The organism is Thalassotalea sp. PLHSN55, assembly GCF_052030545.1.
Taxonomy (GTDB): Bacteria; Pseudomonadota; Gammaproteobacteria; order Enterobacterales; family Alteromonadaceae; genus CANMXU01.
Genome location: NZ_JBPDIH010000004.1, coordinates 35,425 through 50,581 on the forward strand (window position 1 = coordinate 35,425; position 15,157 = coordinate 50,581).

The 15,157-nt window shown below is 39.3% G+C and carries 17 protein-coding genes; 7 read left to right on the forward strand and 10 right to left on the reverse strand.

The genetic code is table 11. The features are described from left to right. Positions 1 to 207: 207 nt before the first annotated feature. Positions 208 to 780: a DUF4136 domain-containing protein gene (locus tag ACRRSQ_RS08710; protein ID WP_440875347.1), complete on the reverse strand. Its 573-nt coding sequence runs from the start codon at positions 778 to 780 to the stop codon at positions 208 to 210. A gap of 519 nt (positions 781 to 1,299) precedes the next feature. Between ACRRSQ_RS08710 and ACRRSQ_RS08715 the strand changes: the two genes are divergently transcribed. From ACRRSQ_RS08715 to ACRRSQ_RS08725, 3 genes are all read left to right on the forward strand, one after another. Next, positions 1,300 to 3,030: an acetolactate synthase 3 large subunit gene (locus ACRRSQ_RS08715; RefSeq protein ID WP_440875348.1), complete on the forward strand. Its 1,731-nt coding sequence runs from the start codon at positions 1,300 to 1,302 to the stop codon at positions 3,028 to 3,030. After that, positions 3,030 to 3,527: an acetolactate synthase small subunit gene (gene ilvN / locus ACRRSQ_RS08720; protein ID WP_440875349.1), complete on the forward strand. Its 498-nt coding sequence runs from the start codon at positions 3,030 to 3,032 to the stop codon at positions 3,525 to 3,527. Before ACRRSQ_RS08715 ends, ilvN begins: the two co-directional genes overlap by 1 nt. 118 nt (positions 3,528 to 3,645) lie before the next feature. Further along, a complete protein-coding gene (locus tag ACRRSQ_RS08725) occupies positions 3,646 to 4,110 on the forward strand; it encodes a GNAT family N-acetyltransferase (RefSeq protein WP_440875350.1) in 465 nt (154 codons plus the stop codon). 29 nt (positions 4,111 to 4,139) lie between these two features. On the opposite strand, the gene ACRRSQ_RS08730 is transcribed toward ACRRSQ_RS08725, so the two are convergent. From ACRRSQ_RS08730 to ACRRSQ_RS08740, 3 genes are all read right to left on the reverse strand, one after another. Beyond that, positions 4,140 to 4,499, reverse strand: a complete 360-nt coding sequence (locus ACRRSQ_RS08730) for a DUF2750 domain-containing protein (RefSeq protein WP_440875351.1) — start codon at positions 4,497 to 4,499, stop codon at positions 4,140 to 4,142. A gap of 137 nt (positions 4,500 to 4,636) precedes the next feature. Then, the gene (gene pntB, locus ACRRSQ_RS08735) at positions 4,637 to 6,025 is read right to left on the reverse strand and encodes a Re/Si-specific NAD(P)(+) transhydrogenase subunit beta (protein WP_440875352.1); all 1,389 of its coding nucleotides are present in this window, start codon (positions 6,023 to 6,025) and stop codon (positions 4,637 to 4,639) included. A gap of 11 nt (positions 6,026 to 6,036) precedes the next feature. Further along, positions 6,037 to 7,572 carry a Re/Si-specific NAD(P)(+) transhydrogenase subunit alpha gene (locus ACRRSQ_RS08740; protein WP_440875353.1) on the reverse strand — a complete coding sequence of 512 codons (1,536 nt, stop codon included), beginning with the start codon at positions 7,570 to 7,572 and terminating at the stop codon, positions 6,037 to 6,039. Between the two features lie 293 nt (positions 7,573 to 7,865). Here ACRRSQ_RS08740 and ACRRSQ_RS08745 point away from each other — a divergent pair, with 293 nt between their 5' ends. Continuing rightward, complete coding sequence (locus tag ACRRSQ_RS08745; RefSeq protein WP_440875354.1) at positions 7,866 to 8,390, forward strand: gamma carbonic anhydrase family protein; 525 nt, start codon at positions 7,866 to 7,868, stop codon at positions 8,388 to 8,390. A 41-nt stretch (positions 8,391 to 8,431) separates the two neighbouring features. Here the strand turns inward: ACRRSQ_RS08745 and ACRRSQ_RS08750 are convergent, their stop codons facing one another. The 4 genes from ACRRSQ_RS08750 to ACRRSQ_RS08765 form a co-directional block, all read right to left on the reverse strand. Next, positions 8,432 to 8,647: a dodecin gene (locus ACRRSQ_RS08750; protein WP_440875355.1), complete on the reverse strand. Its 216-nt coding sequence runs from the start codon at positions 8,645 to 8,647 to the stop codon at positions 8,432 to 8,434. A 217-nt stretch (positions 8,648 to 8,864) separates the two neighbouring features. After that, positions 8,865 to 9,380: a YcgN family cysteine cluster protein gene (locus tag ACRRSQ_RS08755; protein ID WP_440875356.1), complete on the reverse strand. Its 516-nt coding sequence runs from the start codon at positions 9,378 to 9,380 to the stop codon at positions 8,865 to 8,867. Between the two features lie 7 nt (positions 9,381 to 9,387). Then, entirely contained in the window at positions 9,388 to 10,425 is a 1,038-nt protein-coding gene (locus ACRRSQ_RS08760; RefSeq protein WP_440875357.1) for a lytic murein transglycosylase, read from the reverse strand. Next, the gene (locus tag ACRRSQ_RS08765) at positions 10,415 to 10,720 is read right to left on the reverse strand and encodes a YcgL domain-containing protein (protein ID WP_440875358.1); all 306 of its coding nucleotides are present in this window, start codon (positions 10,718 to 10,720) and stop codon (positions 10,415 to 10,417) included. Before ACRRSQ_RS08765 ends, ACRRSQ_RS08760 begins: the two co-directional genes overlap by 11 nt. Before the next feature lie 182 nt (positions 10,721 to 10,902). Here ACRRSQ_RS08765 and ACRRSQ_RS08770 point away from each other — a divergent pair, with 182 nt between their 5' ends. Continuing rightward, the gene (locus tag ACRRSQ_RS08770; RefSeq protein ID WP_440875359.1) at positions 10,903 to 11,559 is read left to right on the forward strand and encodes an NAD(P)H-binding protein; all 657 of its coding nucleotides are present in this window, start codon (positions 10,903 to 10,905) and stop codon (positions 11,557 to 11,559) included. A gap of 4 nt (positions 11,560 to 11,563) precedes the next feature. Here ACRRSQ_RS08770 and ACRRSQ_RS08775 read toward each other — a convergent pair whose 3' ends face one another. Further along, positions 11,564 to 11,788, reverse strand: a complete 225-nt coding sequence (locus ACRRSQ_RS08775) for a TIGR02922 family protein (protein ID WP_440875360.1) — start codon at positions 11,786 to 11,788, stop codon at positions 11,564 to 11,566. A gap of 197 nt (positions 11,789 to 11,985) precedes the next feature. On the opposite strand from ACRRSQ_RS08775, the gene ACRRSQ_RS08780 reads away from it, so the two are divergent. Further along, the gene (locus ACRRSQ_RS08780) at positions 11,986 to 12,378 is read left to right on the forward strand and encodes a response regulator (RefSeq protein ID WP_440875361.1); all 393 of its coding nucleotides are present in this window, start codon (positions 11,986 to 11,988) and stop codon (positions 12,376 to 12,378) included. Between the two features lie 177 nt (positions 12,379 to 12,555). Then, positions 12,556 to 13,533, forward strand: coding sequence for a hypothetical protein (locus tag ACRRSQ_RS08785; RefSeq protein ID WP_440875362.1), 978 nt, complete (start codon positions 12,556 to 12,558; stop codon positions 13,531 to 13,533). Positions 13,534 to 13,637: 104 nt separating this feature from the next. Here ACRRSQ_RS08785 and ACRRSQ_RS08790 read toward each other — a convergent pair whose 3' ends face one another. Then, positions 13,638 to 14,861 carry a cation:proton antiporter gene (locus tag ACRRSQ_RS08790; RefSeq protein WP_440875363.1) on the reverse strand — a complete coding sequence of 408 codons (1,224 nt, stop codon included), beginning with the start codon at positions 14,859 to 14,861 and terminating at the stop codon, positions 13,638 to 13,640. Between the last annotated feature and the right edge of the window lie 296 nt (positions 14,862 to 15,157).

The following is a 15,157-nucleotide window of genomic DNA, read 5'->3' on the forward strand; positions in this document are numbered from 1 at the left end:
GGTTAATATCGAGTGTAACCTAATATTATTTTTTTTGCGTAATTTGTTGAATAAAAACTAATTATGTTTTTAATTCATTGTTCTATACGTGGAAATTAATTTCACTTTTGCCCTTTTAAAATAGCCGCATAGTTAATATCTGCCCATAAAAAAACACGACCTAAGTCGTGTTTTAAACTACTAAAATTATAAAATAATTTCGGCTAATTATTTAATTTGGTCAATTACCTGATTAACGATAGTTGTTATCGTTAATTCATAATTTTCTTTATCACTTGTGGTGATGCGTTTAGTCGCTGAACCATGCCACGCTGGCTGATGAGTTTTGACATCATAAATATCTAAAGCCAACTTACCTTCGGTATAGTTACGTACGCGAGTTTCGGTGCCCATAGACATACCATAATGCATGCCGTGATAGCGACGTCCCCAACCAAAACCACCGTGATAAGATGCTGGGTAAGAGTCAACTTTAATCTTGTCGCGACTGCCAACAGTATATGAAATAACAAAATCTGCGCTTTCAGGGTCTTCGCTTAATTGATAGCCTTTAGCAATGAACGCGTTTTCAATTTCTTTATCGATTCTCACCTTCATCACAGGATTAAGATCTTCTGACATGACCAAGATTTTGCTTTCTTTCATCCAAGCAAATGTTTTGTAAGTACTCATATCCACTTCAGGATTAATATCAAAATCAACTTTCGCCATTGAACTTGATGCACAGCCTGAAACGACTACTACCAACATTGACACTAAAAATAATTTAAATTTATACATGACTGCCTTCCGTTTCTTTTAATAAAAGCGAGTAATGACACAATATATGGCTTAGCCATAACATTCTGTAACTAATCGTTATCTCGTTCATTCGAAATATTGAGTAAACGCATACTAACATGATGATTTATGAATTAATATCGACAAAAAATAATCTTTAAAGTTCCACTCGATTTATTGTAACTCGGCACAAATGGATAAATTCATAAATAAACAAAGACCATGTCAATATTCTTTAACCAATTATATTTCAAACAAATAGTCATTATTTGTATTTTCTAGTTGACACCACCGTCATTCCCCTTAAAAATAGGGTCATTATTTAACTTGTTGAATCGCATAAGCCATGGCTTTAACTCTAGTACTCAATGTCTTGCTCTCTGTCGTAGTGGTTGTAAAACCATCGCGGAGTTGATGTTGTGTCGAAATAACAAGTAAACGAACAACAAAAAACCTCCGCTCTGTATAGACCGGAGGTTTTTTTATATTTTTGGCAACATAAATTAAAAGGGCAATAATATGACAACTCAGTTATATACTGGCGCTGAAATGGTAGTAAAAGCCTTGTCAGCGTTAGAGGTAAAATATTTATTTGGTTATCCCGGTGGCACGGTATTAGATATTTACGATGCACTCTTTCAGCAAGACGATGTAAAACATGTCTTAGTTCGTCATGAGCAAGCAGCAACGCATATGGCTGACGGTTATGCTCGTGCGACAGGTGAAGTCGGTTATGTTCTAGCCACATCTGGCCCAGGTGCTACTAACTGTATTACTGGTATTGCTACTGCCTATATGGACTCGATTCCTATGGTGGTGTTATCTGGCCAAGTACCTACGGGGTTAATTGGTGATGATGCTTTCCAAGAAACCGATATTGTTGGTTGTTCGCGCCCTATTGTTAAACACAGTTTTAATTGCCGAAAATTAGAAGATATTCCTAATATTATTGCCAAAGCGGCTTATATTGCCAAAACAGGTCGCCCAGGCCCAGTTGTTGTTGAGTTGCCAAAAGACTTATTAATTCCTGACAATAAAGGTGAATACAGTATCGATTTAGACGTGCAAATGCGCTCGTATAATCCAACAGTTAAGGGTCACCCGAAGCAAATTCGCAAAGCCGTTAAAACCATTTCTGAAGCGAAACGTTTAGTTGTATATTCTGGTGGCGGCATTGTACTTGCCAATGCTGCAGAGTTATTAACTGAACTCGTTGAAACCTTAGGCGCGCCAATCACCAATACCTTAATGGGCTTAGGCGGAATTTCAGGCACGCATCCAAACTTTATCGGCATGTTGGGTATGCATGGCAGCTTAGAAGCAAACAAAAGTATGGCTAATGCTGATGTTATTCTTGCCCTAGGTGCTCGCTTCGACGATAGAGTAACGAACAATGTGAAAAAATTCTGCCCGAATGCAACGATTATTCACGTTGATATTGACCCAACCTCTATTTCTAAAACCATTAATGCTCATGTACCCGTTGTTGGCTTAGTAGATACCGTTATTGAACAATTATTAGCGGAGCTAAAAGAAAGCGGGTATCAAAAAGATGAACAAGCATTAAGTCAGTGGTGGCAGCAAATTGAACAATGGCGCAGTGTAAACAGTGTTAGCTATGAATTGCCAGCACCGGGCGCGAAAATTAAACCTCAGCAAGTTGTTGAAGCCATGTATCAAATAACCGATGGCGAAGCTTATGTCTGTTCAGACGTAGGACAGCATCAAATGTTTGCGGCGCAGTACTACCCATTTGCGAAACCTCGTCAGTGGATTAATTCAGGCGGATTAGGCACCATGGGCTTTGGTTTTCCTGCGGCAATGGGCGTAAAAATGGCCTTTCCTGATAGCCATGTTATCTGTATTACTGGCGATGGCTCGATTCAAATGAATATTCAAGAGTTATCAACCTGCATGCAATATGGCATTCCGGTAAAAATTATTTCATTAAACAATCGCTCACTTGGCATGGTACGCCAATGGCAAGATATGATTTACGGTGGCCGTCATTCATCTTCTTATATGGAGTCGCTACCCGACTTTGTTAAATTAGCTGAATCGTACGGGCACGTTGGCATTCAAATAAATACCCAAGAAGAGCTAACGCCTAAACTTGAACAAGCGTTTGCCATGAAAGACCGTTTGGTTTTTGTTGATGTATTAGTTGACGAACTCGAACATGTATATCCAATGCAAATTCGCCATGGAGCGGTTGATGAAATGTGGGTTAAAAAAGGGGAGAAAGCATAATGCGCCGTATCTTAGCAATTTTATTAGAAAATGAACCTGGTTCTTTATCACGCATTGTTGGTTTGTTTTCACAGCGAGCCTTTAACATTGAAAGTTTAACCGTAGCACCCACCGACGACCCAAGCTTGTCACGTATTACCATCGCGACCAAAGGCGATGACAAAGTTCTTGAGCAAATCGTTAAACAGGTTAACAAGCTGATCGATGTAATAAAAATTACTGACTTAACCGAGCGTGCTCATGTTGAGCGTGAATTGGTATTAATTAAAGTGCTTGCGATGAATGACAAGTCTCGCACCGAAGTGAAACGTATTACCGATATTTTCCGTGGTGCAATTATTGATATTGGTAAACAAATTTATACCATTGAGCTCACCGGCGACACCGATAAAATCAACGCCTGTATTAAAACACTTTCTTATGAAACTGAAATTGTTGAAGTAGTGCGTTCAGGCTGTGTTGGTATTGCCCGTGGTGAAAAGGCGTTGCGCGTTTAATCCTTAGCTTATTGTCAATGCTACTGCCAGCGTTTAGGCTACGGTTGTAAGCTATATAAAAACGGGAAAGCCAAGCTAACGCTTGGCTTTTTATTCTCAACAAAAGAAGTGCCCTAAATTGAGCAAATTCACACTAACTAGTATTGATAAAAGCGACAAAAAAACGGTGTTACGGTTTTATCGCCAGCAACATTATTCAGCCCGCTTTATCGGCTACGACAAGTGCTATGTGATATGGCATCAACAAGAAATTGTCGCCTCGGTCATTATCTCTAATATCCATCCAGATAACCCGCATGCCCTGCTTCATGCCCTTGTTACCAATAAAGCGTTTTATCATCAAGGCTTGGCAAGTAAGCTAATTAAACATGCTCTTGAGCAAACCCCATCAATGATTTGTTTTGCCAACACGTCATTAAGCCCATTTTATCTAAAAAACCAGTTCACCATTGCCAATCAACGCCAGCAAACCGAAGTACTCAACCCGTATTTATTGCCTCGTTTTAATAGCTACCAAAAAAAACAGCCGCATCTGCAGCTGTTTATTAGCAACAATACAATCAACAATATAAGCGGCGAATAATGGTTAGCTTCACTGCCTTTGGTGAATAATTATTTAAGTGATTCAATTGCCGCTAATGCTTGGCTAAAGTCAGACAATTCCATTTCAACGCAGTTATCATCTTCTTGCCAATTAATACCAACAATCACGTTATCTTCATTTAAATCTTCAAGCCAAAACTCAAACCATTCTGCTAATGAAATTTCACTTGGTTGATAATTCTTCCATTCATCTACACAATGCTGCTGTGCAAGTTCAGCACTAGACCATAACGGCATAACCTCACTATTTTCAAAATTAATCGAGTCTAATACCACCCAATCTTCACTTGTTTTGTCTTGCAGCGCCCATAACGTTTGACTAGGTTTAACGTCAGCTAAAAAATTGTCTACGATTGTTTTGTCGAACATAAGCTTTATCTCATCATAAAAGTTGCCACATTATATCGTAGTAAATCACAACAAAAGTAGGATTTTGTCATCAGCGCCCATAAAAAAAGCTTCCTCTTGGAAGCTTTTAATAAAACAAAATTTATCTTAAAAACGCATTAAAGTGCTTTATAAATTTTTTCTACCGACTCTTTAGCATCACCAAATAACATTTGGCTATTGTCTTTAAAGAATAACGGATTTTGCACACCGGCATAACCTGTGTTCATAGAGCGCTTAAATACAATTACATTTTTTGCATTCCACACTTCAAGTACTGGCATACCCGCAATCGGGCTTGTTGGATCTTCAGCGGCTGCTGGATTAACCGTGTCGTTGGCACCAATAACTAATACCACATCAGTTTCAGCAAAATCATCATTAATTTCTTCCATACCCAATACGATGTCATACGGCACTTTAGCTTCAGCTAAAAGTACGTTCATATGCCCCGGTAAACGCCCTGCCACAGGGTGAATACCAAATCGTACGTTAACACCCTTGTCTTTTAATGCTTGGGTCATTTCGTATACTGGATATTGCGCTTGAGCAACTGCCATACCGTAACCTGGAGTGATGATCACCGACTTGGCGCCTTTAAGCATATCAGCTACCGCTTCTGCGTTAGTTTCAACATGCTCGCCGTAATCAACATCAGAATCAACAACAACATCGGTACCAAAACCACCGGCGATAACACTAATAAATGAGCGGTTCATCGCTTTACACATAATGTAAGATAAAATCGCCCCTGACGAACCCACTAACGCACCGGTAACAATTAATAAGTCATTGCTTAACATGAAACCCGCTGCGGCTGCTGCCCAACCAGAATATGAATTTAACATTGAAACCACAACAGGCATGTCGGCACCACCAATCGATGCCACTAAATGCCAACCAAAGACTAACGCGATGGTCGTCATTAGATACAACTGCCAAGTTTCTAGGCCGCCATGTTCAACAAAGCTCACCATTAACATGAAAGAAAAGACACCTGCCGTTAAGTTCATTTTATGACGATGTGGCAACATTAATGCTGACGAACTAATTAAACCACGTAATTTCGCAAAGGCAACGATTGAACCCGTAAAGGTTACCGCACCGATAAATACACCCAAGAAAACTTCAACTAAATGAATGTTATGGGCAGTGGTATGCAAGGTATCTGGTGTCATTTTAAAGTAACTGTTGAAACCAACAAGTACCGCAGCTAAACCAACAAAACTGTGCAAAATTGCCACTAACTCAGGCATTTCAGTCATTTCAACTTTTTTGGCTAAATGCAAACCAATAAAACCACCAATTAACATCATAATGATGATGATTGCGATGTTTGAAACGTCTGGGTTTAAGATAGTTGCGACTAACGCTATGGTCATACCCGCAATGCCGTACCAGTTACCATTTTCAGCTGTTTTTTGCTGACTTAACCCTGATAGACTAAAGATGAAAAGTAGTGCCGCAACCACGTAGGCCGCACTGATAAATCCTGTAGAAAACGCCATCAAAGTACTCCTTATTTTCTAAACATTTTTAACATGCGATTGGTAACAACAAAGCCACCAACGATATTAATGGTTGCAATTAACACTGCAATTGCAGCGAGCACTTGTATCACGAGATCGTCGCTGCCTATTTGCAGCAAGGCGCCAACAATGATAATGCCTGAAATAGCATTAGTTACGCTCATTAATGGTGTATGAAGCGAGTGACTTACGTTCCATACTACGTAGTAGCCAATGACACATGACAAGACAAAAACGGTAAAATGTTGAAGAAAATCTGCCGGGGCAACGCTTGCAACCCAGCCAAATAATAAGGCGCCAACACCCATCGCAATATGTTTTTTCTTTTGACTCTTAGGCTCTTCTTCCGTTTTTACCGGTTCAACGGCAGCAACTTTTGGCGCAGCTGGGGCGGCACTAACTTGAATTGGTGGCGGTGGGAAAGTGACTTCATCGTCTTTCACTACCGTCATGTTGCGAACGACTTGATCGTCAAAATCGATGGTTAACGTGCCATCTTTTTCTTTACATAATAACTTGGTTAAATTCACTAAATTATTTGAGTAAAGCTGCGATGACTGATTTGGTAAACGAGAGACTAAATCGGTGTAGCCAATAATTTTAACACCTTCAACATTGTTAACTTTACCGGCAACAGTTAGTTCACAGTTACCGCCACCTGCGGCAGCCAAATCAACAATAACCGAACCCGACTTCATTGAGCGCACCATTTCTTCGGTGATCAATTTTGGCGCTGGTTTGCCTGGGATCATTGCTGTGGTGATAATAATGTCGACATCTTTAGCTTGCTCTGCAAAAAGCGCCATTTCTGCATCGATAAAAGCTTTACTCATTTCTTTTGCGTAACCATCACCAGAGCCGGTATCTTCAGGCTCTTCGTAATCTAGCTCAAGAAATTCAGCGCCCATACTTTCGATTTGCTCTTTCACTTCAGGGCGTGTATCAAAAGCGCGAACAATAGCACCTAAACTACCAGCAGTGCCGATAGCCGCTAGACCTGCAACACCGGCACCAATGATCATCACTTTCGCTGGCGGCATTTTACCTGCGGCGGTAATTTGCCCAGTTAAGAATCGGCCAAAATGATGAGTCGCTTCAATAACCGCACGATAGCCAGCAATATTTGCCATTGAGCTTAACGCGTCCATTGACTGAGAACGCGTCATGCGCGGCACCATTTCCATGGCAAGCGTGGTAATCGACTTAGTGCGCAAGAGTTCTAATAATTCAGGGCTTTGCGCGGGCGCGATAAAACTTACAAGATAAGAAGCGTCTTTCATTTGTTCCGCTTCTTCTAATGTTGGCGCATTTACCTTAAAAATAATATCTGAATGCCAACAAGCTTTTTTAGCCACAATAGTAGCGCCTGCTTGTACAAATTCTTCGTCAGTAAAACTTGCTTTGATACCCGCACCTTTTTGCACTTGTACTTCAAAGCCTAATTTAATTAACGCACTCACTGAAGACGGAGAGCCGGAAACACGATTTTCCCCCGACAATGACTCCTTAGGAATACCAATAATCATAAGTTACCCTTAATTAAAGTAATTGAAGAATGTTAAGACTGACTTAACACCCCTTTGTTGTTTTTGCGTATTATGTTTTTAATTTAACTATTTTTTTTATTGAATCAGTGTAATTATTAAACAACTGTTTTAACACTAATAGCATGATTTTTACACATCTAACTTAAATAGAAATGGAATATTTAATAATAAAGATCATAAAAGAAAAAAATAGTCGAACGCTTGCTATACGTTTTCCGTTATAAATAAAGCAAACACTATATTTCAATCCATTGATTTACAGGAATAAAATAATGATTTACCAATTAGATACTTTAAAACCTAACCTTGCCGAAAATTGCTTTATTGCTCCAAATGCTACCTTGATAGGCAACATTGAAATCGCTGAAAATGTAAGTATTTGGTTTAATGTTGTAATTAGAGCGGATATGGATAAAGTCACCGTTGGCAAAGATACCAATATTCAAGATGGCAGCATATTACATGTTGACCAAGGCTTCCCATTATCGTTAGGCGAAGGCGTTACTGTAGGTCATAAAGCCATGCTTCACGGCTGTACTGTTGGTGATAACAGTTTAATTGGCATGAACGCTGTCATTCTTAACGGTGCACAAATAGGTAAAAACTGTTTGATCGGTGCCAATGCTTTAGTTACTGAAAATATGGTAGTGCCCGATGGTCACCTTGTACTCGGTTCACCAGCAAAAATTGTTAAGACACTCGATGACAAAGCATTTGCCATGTTCAAACAATCTGCCGAGCACTATGTTGATAACGGCCAGCATTACAATAAAACGCTTAAACCTTTAATCCCTTAATCTCTTAGACACTTAAACTAATGCGCTCGAATTAATGTTTATTAACTGCCTGCCAGTCGAAAGCCTATTTTTAAGGTCACTTGAAAGTGGCCAACTTTGCCGTCAACAATATGGCCGCGCGTTTCGGTCACTTCAAACCAATCCATGTGCTTAATGGTTTTACCACATTCGGTAATTGCATTTTGAATAGCATCTTCAATACTGGTTTTTGAAGAGCCAACTAATTCGAGTTTTTTGTAGGTGTGATGATCTGACATTGTAGCCTCTGCAGTCGTTAGTGATTATCAATTGACTATAGTTCAACAGCGACAATTTGCTATGTCTGAGTAAATAAACCTGCACTTGCTTTACTAAAAGAAAAAACGCCCAAAATAACCGGGATTATTTTGGGCGCTTTCAGTATTTAGGTATTTAAACCGGGCTTAACTTTGACTAACTTTGATAAACCTTAGCTTTAATTAACCTGAGCTTGGTTTAATCAATTTCATTTAACGGCCAAACAACAATGTGATCTTCAAAGTCTTCCAAGTCAACATCATCGTCTTTAATCACTTTGCCGCGCACCGACATACCCGCTTTATGCATGGCTGATTTTTTTCCTTTATGCAGCAGCGGATGCCACGAAGGAATGCCCTTACCTTCTTGCAAACGGCGGTAAGTACAACTTGGCGGCATAAAAAACACGTCGTCTAAATTTTTCTGAGTTAGCTGCACACAATCAGGCACCAATTTAGTACGTTTTTGATATTGCGTACACTGACACGTTTTATCATTTAGTAGTGAGCAAACTATATTAGAATAAACGACCTGCTCACCTTCTTTTAAATGATCTGTTGGCAATAAGTCTTCGTCATCACGTGTGCTTTCATCATCAATAAACTTATGCAAACAACACTTAGCACAACCGTCGCAAAGCGACTCCCACTCTGGGCGTGTCATTTCTGCTAATGATTTTGTTTGCCAAAACGGCGCTGGTGAACTTTTTGTCATGTGTTAATTACTTTATCGGTGGAAACTTAATGCGATCAGATAAATGCCCTACTGAACTCACAAAGTAGTAGGATAAATTCCAATGCATTAAACTTTTGTAGTTGTCATACGCAAGATATACTCGGCCATTTTCATCATCTGGAAAAACAAGTGCCGCAGTAATATCAACATTCGGTAAGTCTGTGCCGTCAACGCGACGAACGCCTAATGCTTGCCACTGAGCTAAAGTTTTTTCAGTACGCGACCAAGCCGCTAACCAATTTTTTCGACTACCGGTATTTTTGGGAATAGCCAATGACAGATCAAAACCTTCAGGAAGCTTAACTTGGCGCCCCCAAGTTAACTCATCACTCCAACCTTCTTGCTTTAAGTAATTCGCCATCGACGAAAACACATCGGCCTGGTTGCCCCAAATATCTTTTTTGCCATCGCCATCACCATCAACAGCATAGCTGATAAAAGACGTTGGCATAAACTGGTTTTGCCCCATAGCGCCAGCCCACGAGCCTTTCATATCGTCAACGCTTATATGTCCTTGTTCAAGTATTTCAAGCGCCGCCCACAACTGCTTTTTAAAAAACGCTTCACGGCGACCTTCATAAGCTAAGGTTGATAGTGCAGAAATTACATTATAGTTGCCCATGTACTTGCCAAAATTGGTTTCTAAGCCCCATAAAGCAACAATAAAACGCGGTTGAACACCATACTTTTCGCCAACTTGTGTTAGCAAGTCGCTATGTTTTTTATACAATTCACGCGCACGATTAATTTTCCAATCAGGTACGCGTTTAGGTAAATAAGTATCTAAGGTTTCAACTTTTTCTGGCTGGTTTTTGTCTGCAACTACCGCACGTTGATGAAATTCAACCTTAGCAAAAGCCTGCTCAATTAAGCTTTCGTCAAAACCTTTTGCCTGTGCTTCAGTTTTAATTTCTGCGATGTACTGGTCAAAGCTTTGCGCTTTATCTTTTGCCAATACTTGAGCACTCACCAATAAACATCCACTGCAAAGTAGTAACTTGCCTTTCGCCAATTTATTTCTCATCTAGCTGCTCCTTGCTTTTCACCAATTTATCCATTTGCGCTTTATGGGTTTTTAGCATGTCTTCTTCAGGAGGTGGCAGTTGCAAATAATAACCATCGCTTGCTAGGCTTACTTTCACTTTATCAATGTCTGCCATGGCAAGTTTGTCTTTGGTGGCGAGATTAACAATCGTCACCAAACTAGGTGTACCAAAAATAGTTTTTAGTGCTTCTGGCACATCAGAAAAATCGTCACGTTTTTTAACAAACAAGTAGGTTTGTTGTTTTTTAAGGCTTTTATAAACCGCACACAGCATAATGGAGACCTATGTCAATAAAAAGAGGAATAATTGAGCGTAATATAGCATGCGAGCTTGTGGTTATTCATTATATTTATTGTACCTATCCATAACAAAGTAAACCGAACTTAACCAAGTTATTTTGATACATTAGCTCATGGTTCAAGACAAGCCCCCTTTTTCACGCAAAAGAGCAAATAATGATAGAACAAGCAGGCAAGGTTGCCATTGTTATTGGCGCAACAGGCTTAGTTGGCCGCGCAGTAGTTGAGCAGCTTTCACAGGCAAAACATATTAAAAAAGTGATTGCGATCACCCGTTCACCGGCAAGCTTTCACCATAACAAAGTTGATAATCATGTCGTCGATTTTGAAAACCTAACTCAACATTCAGCAAGCCTTATGGGCGATATGCTTTTTTCATGTTTAGGCACCACTAAAAAAGTTGCCGGCAGCCGAGAAAAACAACGAGTTATAGACGTAGACTATCAATATCAAGCCGCTAAATTGGCCGCGGAAAATGGTGTTCATCACTACCTGCTAGTTTCGTCAAATGGCGCTAACAGTAATAGCCGAAATCAATATTTGCAGATGAAAGGTGAGTTGGAAGATAAAATTGCTAAGCTCTCTTTTGCAAGAGTGAGTATTTTTCGCCCGTCACTGTTAACAGGAATAAGAAAGAACTTTCGATTAGGGGAGTCTTTAGCTGCGCCATTACTTACAATGTTAACGTTAATGCCGGGGCTTAATAAATATCAACCGATTAGCGGTGATAAAGTGGCGAGAAAAATGGTCAGCATTAGCCATCATAATAATGGCGCTTTTGAGTTGTATGAATTAGCAGATTTGTTTAGTTAACTTGTTATTCTTCGGCAACATCAACGGCGATCACTCGGTCGCCAACTTTATTGATAATTGTCACTTCACCTAAGCAAACAGCAATAATCGACTTATCTTCTTTAAATTCAGCAGGGATTATAATGCGTCCAGCGCCATTTTTGGGATAGTCTTTAATTTCATGTTTAAGCTCTAACGAACCATTGTCATAAAAAATTATCGTCACTGTGGTTAACTCTTTATGTTCCATATAACTTCTCCACCAAAGATCGTTAGTTCTTCAAACGCCAGCCTTAACTTAGGGCAATAGCGACACTGAGTTAGACTAACGCTATTTATTTACATAAACAATTTATTTAGTGTTTATCGCACATGCATTTGCTGTTAACTCAATAATTACTCTATATTTATAGTTAATTAGACAAATAAAACAAAAGGATTTGGAAAATGAAAATACTCGTTGCAGACGACATGATCTCAATGAGGCATGTGCTCATACATATTCTGCGCAGTTTGGACTACACCGATATCGACGAAGCGATTGACGGCATTCAAGCATTTGAGATGCTCCAAAAAAAGCGCTACGACGTACTCATTACCGATTTTCATATGCCAAAATTAGACGGACACCAACTATTAGAGCGTGTCCGCAATCACGCCAAGCTCGCACGACTTCCAGTATTAATGATTTCATGCGAAGCAAGTAAAGAAAAAATCCAATCAATCATCGCTTCAAAAGTTACCGGCTTTATTGTTAAACCTTTTACTGCCAAAACCATTGAAAAACAGCTCAATAAAATTAAGCAAAAATCATCAAGATTAACCATTCAAATAGAGTAGTGTTTTGCTGTATTTCACTGACATCGTGCAAGGTTAGAATATCATATAGCGTGAAAGCACAAGAAAGAAGGAATTGTTAGTTGACTTTAATTTGTGCTCGCATCATCATATAGACGGCTAAACGTCTAAAATTAAAAATCACTTACTTAACTCAGCTACTAACAAGAAGTCATCATTTTGAATAACGAATCAGAACTAAGAATACGATATAACGACATTAACCGCGGTGTATACTTCATTGGCACTACGCCTCCGAAAAGCGATACGCCAATCGAGCAAGTTGAAACTATCGCCGAAAAACTTTTAGAGCGAGTGAGCGACATCGATTTTGACGGATTAATTGTTTACGATATTCAAGATGAAAACTCTAGAACAAGCAAACCTAGACCCTTTCCTTTTAAAACCACCCACGACCCGCGACTGTATTCGTCGTTATTAAATAAAAAGTCATCTCGTCCGGTGATCACCTATAAAAGCGTGGTTCAGTCTAACGGCGACGATTTTGACCAATGGGCCAATGAAGCGTGGCAAGAATTTGGCGTACGCGATATCGTTTTAGTGGGCAGCCCTTCAACCAAAAATTCTATCAGTTTACCTTTGGCTGATGCTTATAAAACCTTGGTTGATAATAACAATAACTTTTTTATTGGTGGCGTCACCATCGCAGAGCGACATGCGAGAAAAGGTAACGAACATCTGCGTTTAATTGAAAAGCATCAACAAGGGTGTAACTTCTTTATTTCGCAAGCTATTTACAATCCACAAGCGACGATCGATCAATTAACGCGCTATGCTATTGAGTGTCAAAAACAGAACATTAAACCACAACGAATTATATTAACCTTCTCACCTTGTGGTAGTGAAAAAACCTTAGAATTTATTGACTGGTTAGGCGTAAGCGTACCTGAAGCTACTAGCTTGCGCATACTCAATGCAGATAACCCATTGTTTGAATCTATTCGCATTTGCAGTAATAGTTTAACGCAGATTTTAGATGCAATATTACCGTATAACTTGCCACTTGGTTTGAACATTGAAAGTTTAACCAACCGCAAAGAAGAAATTGACGGTTCAATTTTACTTTATAAATTATTACGTTCAACAATGGATAGCTATCTTGCTAACAAGGAACTTAGCAATTTATTGGCAAAATAAGCTTTTGAAACAATCTCTGTGAAATAATAGTGATAACAAAAAATCCCGATTTATAGCGCTATAAATCGGGATTTTTATTGTGGCTTGCGTAAATCGTTTAACGCTTATTTAATGCGATTTTGATCAAACCATTTACCAAACTTAGCTGCCAATGGCACCGCGGAAATACCATGTAAAACCACGCTAAGAAATACCGTTGTCATAACAATAGCAAGTAGTTGCTCATTGCCATCAATACCAATTTCGTTAACCACCATTAATACATACAATAAAGAGGCAATACCTCTTGGCCCGAACCAGCTAATAAAAGCAACGGTTTGCCATTTTTCTTGTGAGCCAATTAAAGCGATAGCAACGCTAATGCCGCGAATTAAGGTTAAACTTAACACGCTGTAAATTAAAATATTCCAATGCCAATTATCGAGAATTATCGGCATACCTAACATGCCAAAAATGAGAAAAACCGATAAAATTAAGAAGGTTCCTTCAGCTTCACCAAATTCTTGCATGCGCTCTTTTATCATGAGTGAGCGTGTGCCTAAAAACAGACCGCCGCAAAAAGCGGCAATAAAACCATTACCATGAATATATTCGGCTAACACATAACATAAAATAGCTAATGACAAGCAAGACAAACGTTGAAAGGTAGGTTCCATCCAATTTTTTTCAACTGCCTTTTCAATCAACATACCGCCAATTAAACCAACAGCAATGCCCACTAACGGACCAAATATTAGTTGCTTGGCAAAAAATATTCCCCAATGCTGCTCTGGCGCTAACGCCTGACTTGTGCCAAGAGAGAGTACCGCAAGGCATAGCAAAATGGGGGGGAGTGCAATGCCGTCGTTTAAGCCACTTTCAACACTTATCACTCGGCGAATATGTAATGGTACTTTCTCGCTTTTAATTACCGCTTGGCCGAGCGCTGCATCGGTAGGTGACAATATAAACGCAATAAGTAATACCCCCCAAATACCAATTTCAGGAAAGAAAAACCAAGCGGTAATGCTACCAATTATCATACAAAGTGGCAGACCAATACCTAACAGCCGGATAGAATATTTAGGTTTTTCACCCAAAATATCTTTAACATTAATTAAAGTCGCATCAACAAACAAAATAATAATTAAGGTTAATTCGGCAAGCAGTTTTACCCCTTCACTTTCTATATTTAGCTCAAATAAATTTAAGCCAAACGAGCCGACTAATATGCCGGCGAACATGAAGAACATAGGCCCGGTAAATGGTTTCTTTTCCGTTAACTGCGATATTAAACCAAACAACAAAATAAGCAGAACGATTAAAACGATTCCTGGGTGACTATGCATAAAATATCCTTTTTATTATTAGAGCGTGTTGACCTTTGGTGTATGTTTTTGCAGCGAATTATTTACCATCTATACAAGATAGAGCGATTGTCGTGTAGTTATTCTACATAAATGAGTGATAACGCAGTAGAAATGGCAAACAAACGCTGTCCGAAGGATCCATTTAAACGCTTCCTGCTCTTTGTTACTAACTTTAGACGTAGAACCACTATGCCTTCAAGTTAGTGCCGCGATCAGAAAGCGTTTAAATTGGACAAAATTCATACCACAAAGATCAACACGCTCTAACTCTTAAT

Coding starts and splice junctions, on each gene's coding strand:
- ACRRSQ_RS08710 (WP_440875347.1), bottom strand. CDS start 780: ATGTATAAATTTAAATTATTTTTAGTGTCAATGTTGGTAGTAGTCGTT.
- ACRRSQ_RS08715 (WP_440875348.1), top strand. CDS start 1,300: ATGACAACTCAGTTATATACTGGCGCTGAAATGGTAGTAAAAGCCTTG.
- ilvN (WP_440875349.1), top strand. CDS start 3,030: ATGCGCCGTATCTTAGCAATTTTATTAGAAAATGAACCTGGTTCTTTA.
- ACRRSQ_RS08730 (WP_440875351.1), bottom strand. CDS start 4,499: ATGTTCGACAAAACAATCGTAGACAATTTTTTAGCTGACGTTAAACCT.
- pntB (WP_440875352.1), bottom strand. CDS start 6,025: ATGGCGTTTTCTACAGGATTTATCAGTGCGGCCTACGTGGTTGCGGCA.
- ACRRSQ_RS08740 (WP_440875353.1), bottom strand. CDS start 7,572: ATGATTATTGGTATTCCTAAGGAGTCATTGTCGGGGGAAAATCGTGTT.
- ACRRSQ_RS08745 (WP_440875354.1), top strand. CDS start 7,866: ATGATTTACCAATTAGATACTTTAAAACCTAACCTTGCCGAAAATTGC.
- ACRRSQ_RS08750 (WP_440875355.1), bottom strand. CDS start 8,647: ATGTCAGATCATCACACCTACAAAAAACTCGAATTAGTTGGCTCTTCA.
- ACRRSQ_RS08755 (WP_440875356.1), bottom strand. CDS start 9,380: ATGACAAAAAGTTCACCAGCGCCGTTTTGGCAAACAAAATCATTAGCA.
- ACRRSQ_RS08760 (WP_440875357.1), bottom strand. CDS start 10,425: ATGAGAAATAAATTGGCGAAAGGCAAGTTACTACTTTGCAGTGGATGT.
- ACRRSQ_RS08765 (WP_440875358.1), bottom strand. CDS start 10,720: ATGCTGTGTGCGGTTTATAAAAGCCTTAAAAAACAACAAACCTACTTG.
- ACRRSQ_RS08770 (WP_440875359.1), top strand. CDS start 10,903: ATGATAGAACAAGCAGGCAAGGTTGCCATTGTTATTGGCGCAACAGGC.
- ACRRSQ_RS08775 (WP_440875360.1), bottom strand. CDS start 11,788: ATGGAACATAAAGAGTTAACCACAGTGACGATAATTTTTTATGACAAT.
- ACRRSQ_RS08780 (WP_440875361.1), top strand. CDS start 11,986: ATGAAAATACTCGTTGCAGACGACATGATCTCAATGAGGCATGTGCTC.
- ACRRSQ_RS08790 (WP_440875363.1), bottom strand. CDS start 14,861: ATGCATAGTCACCCAGGAATCGTTTTAATCGTTCTGCTTATTTTGTTG.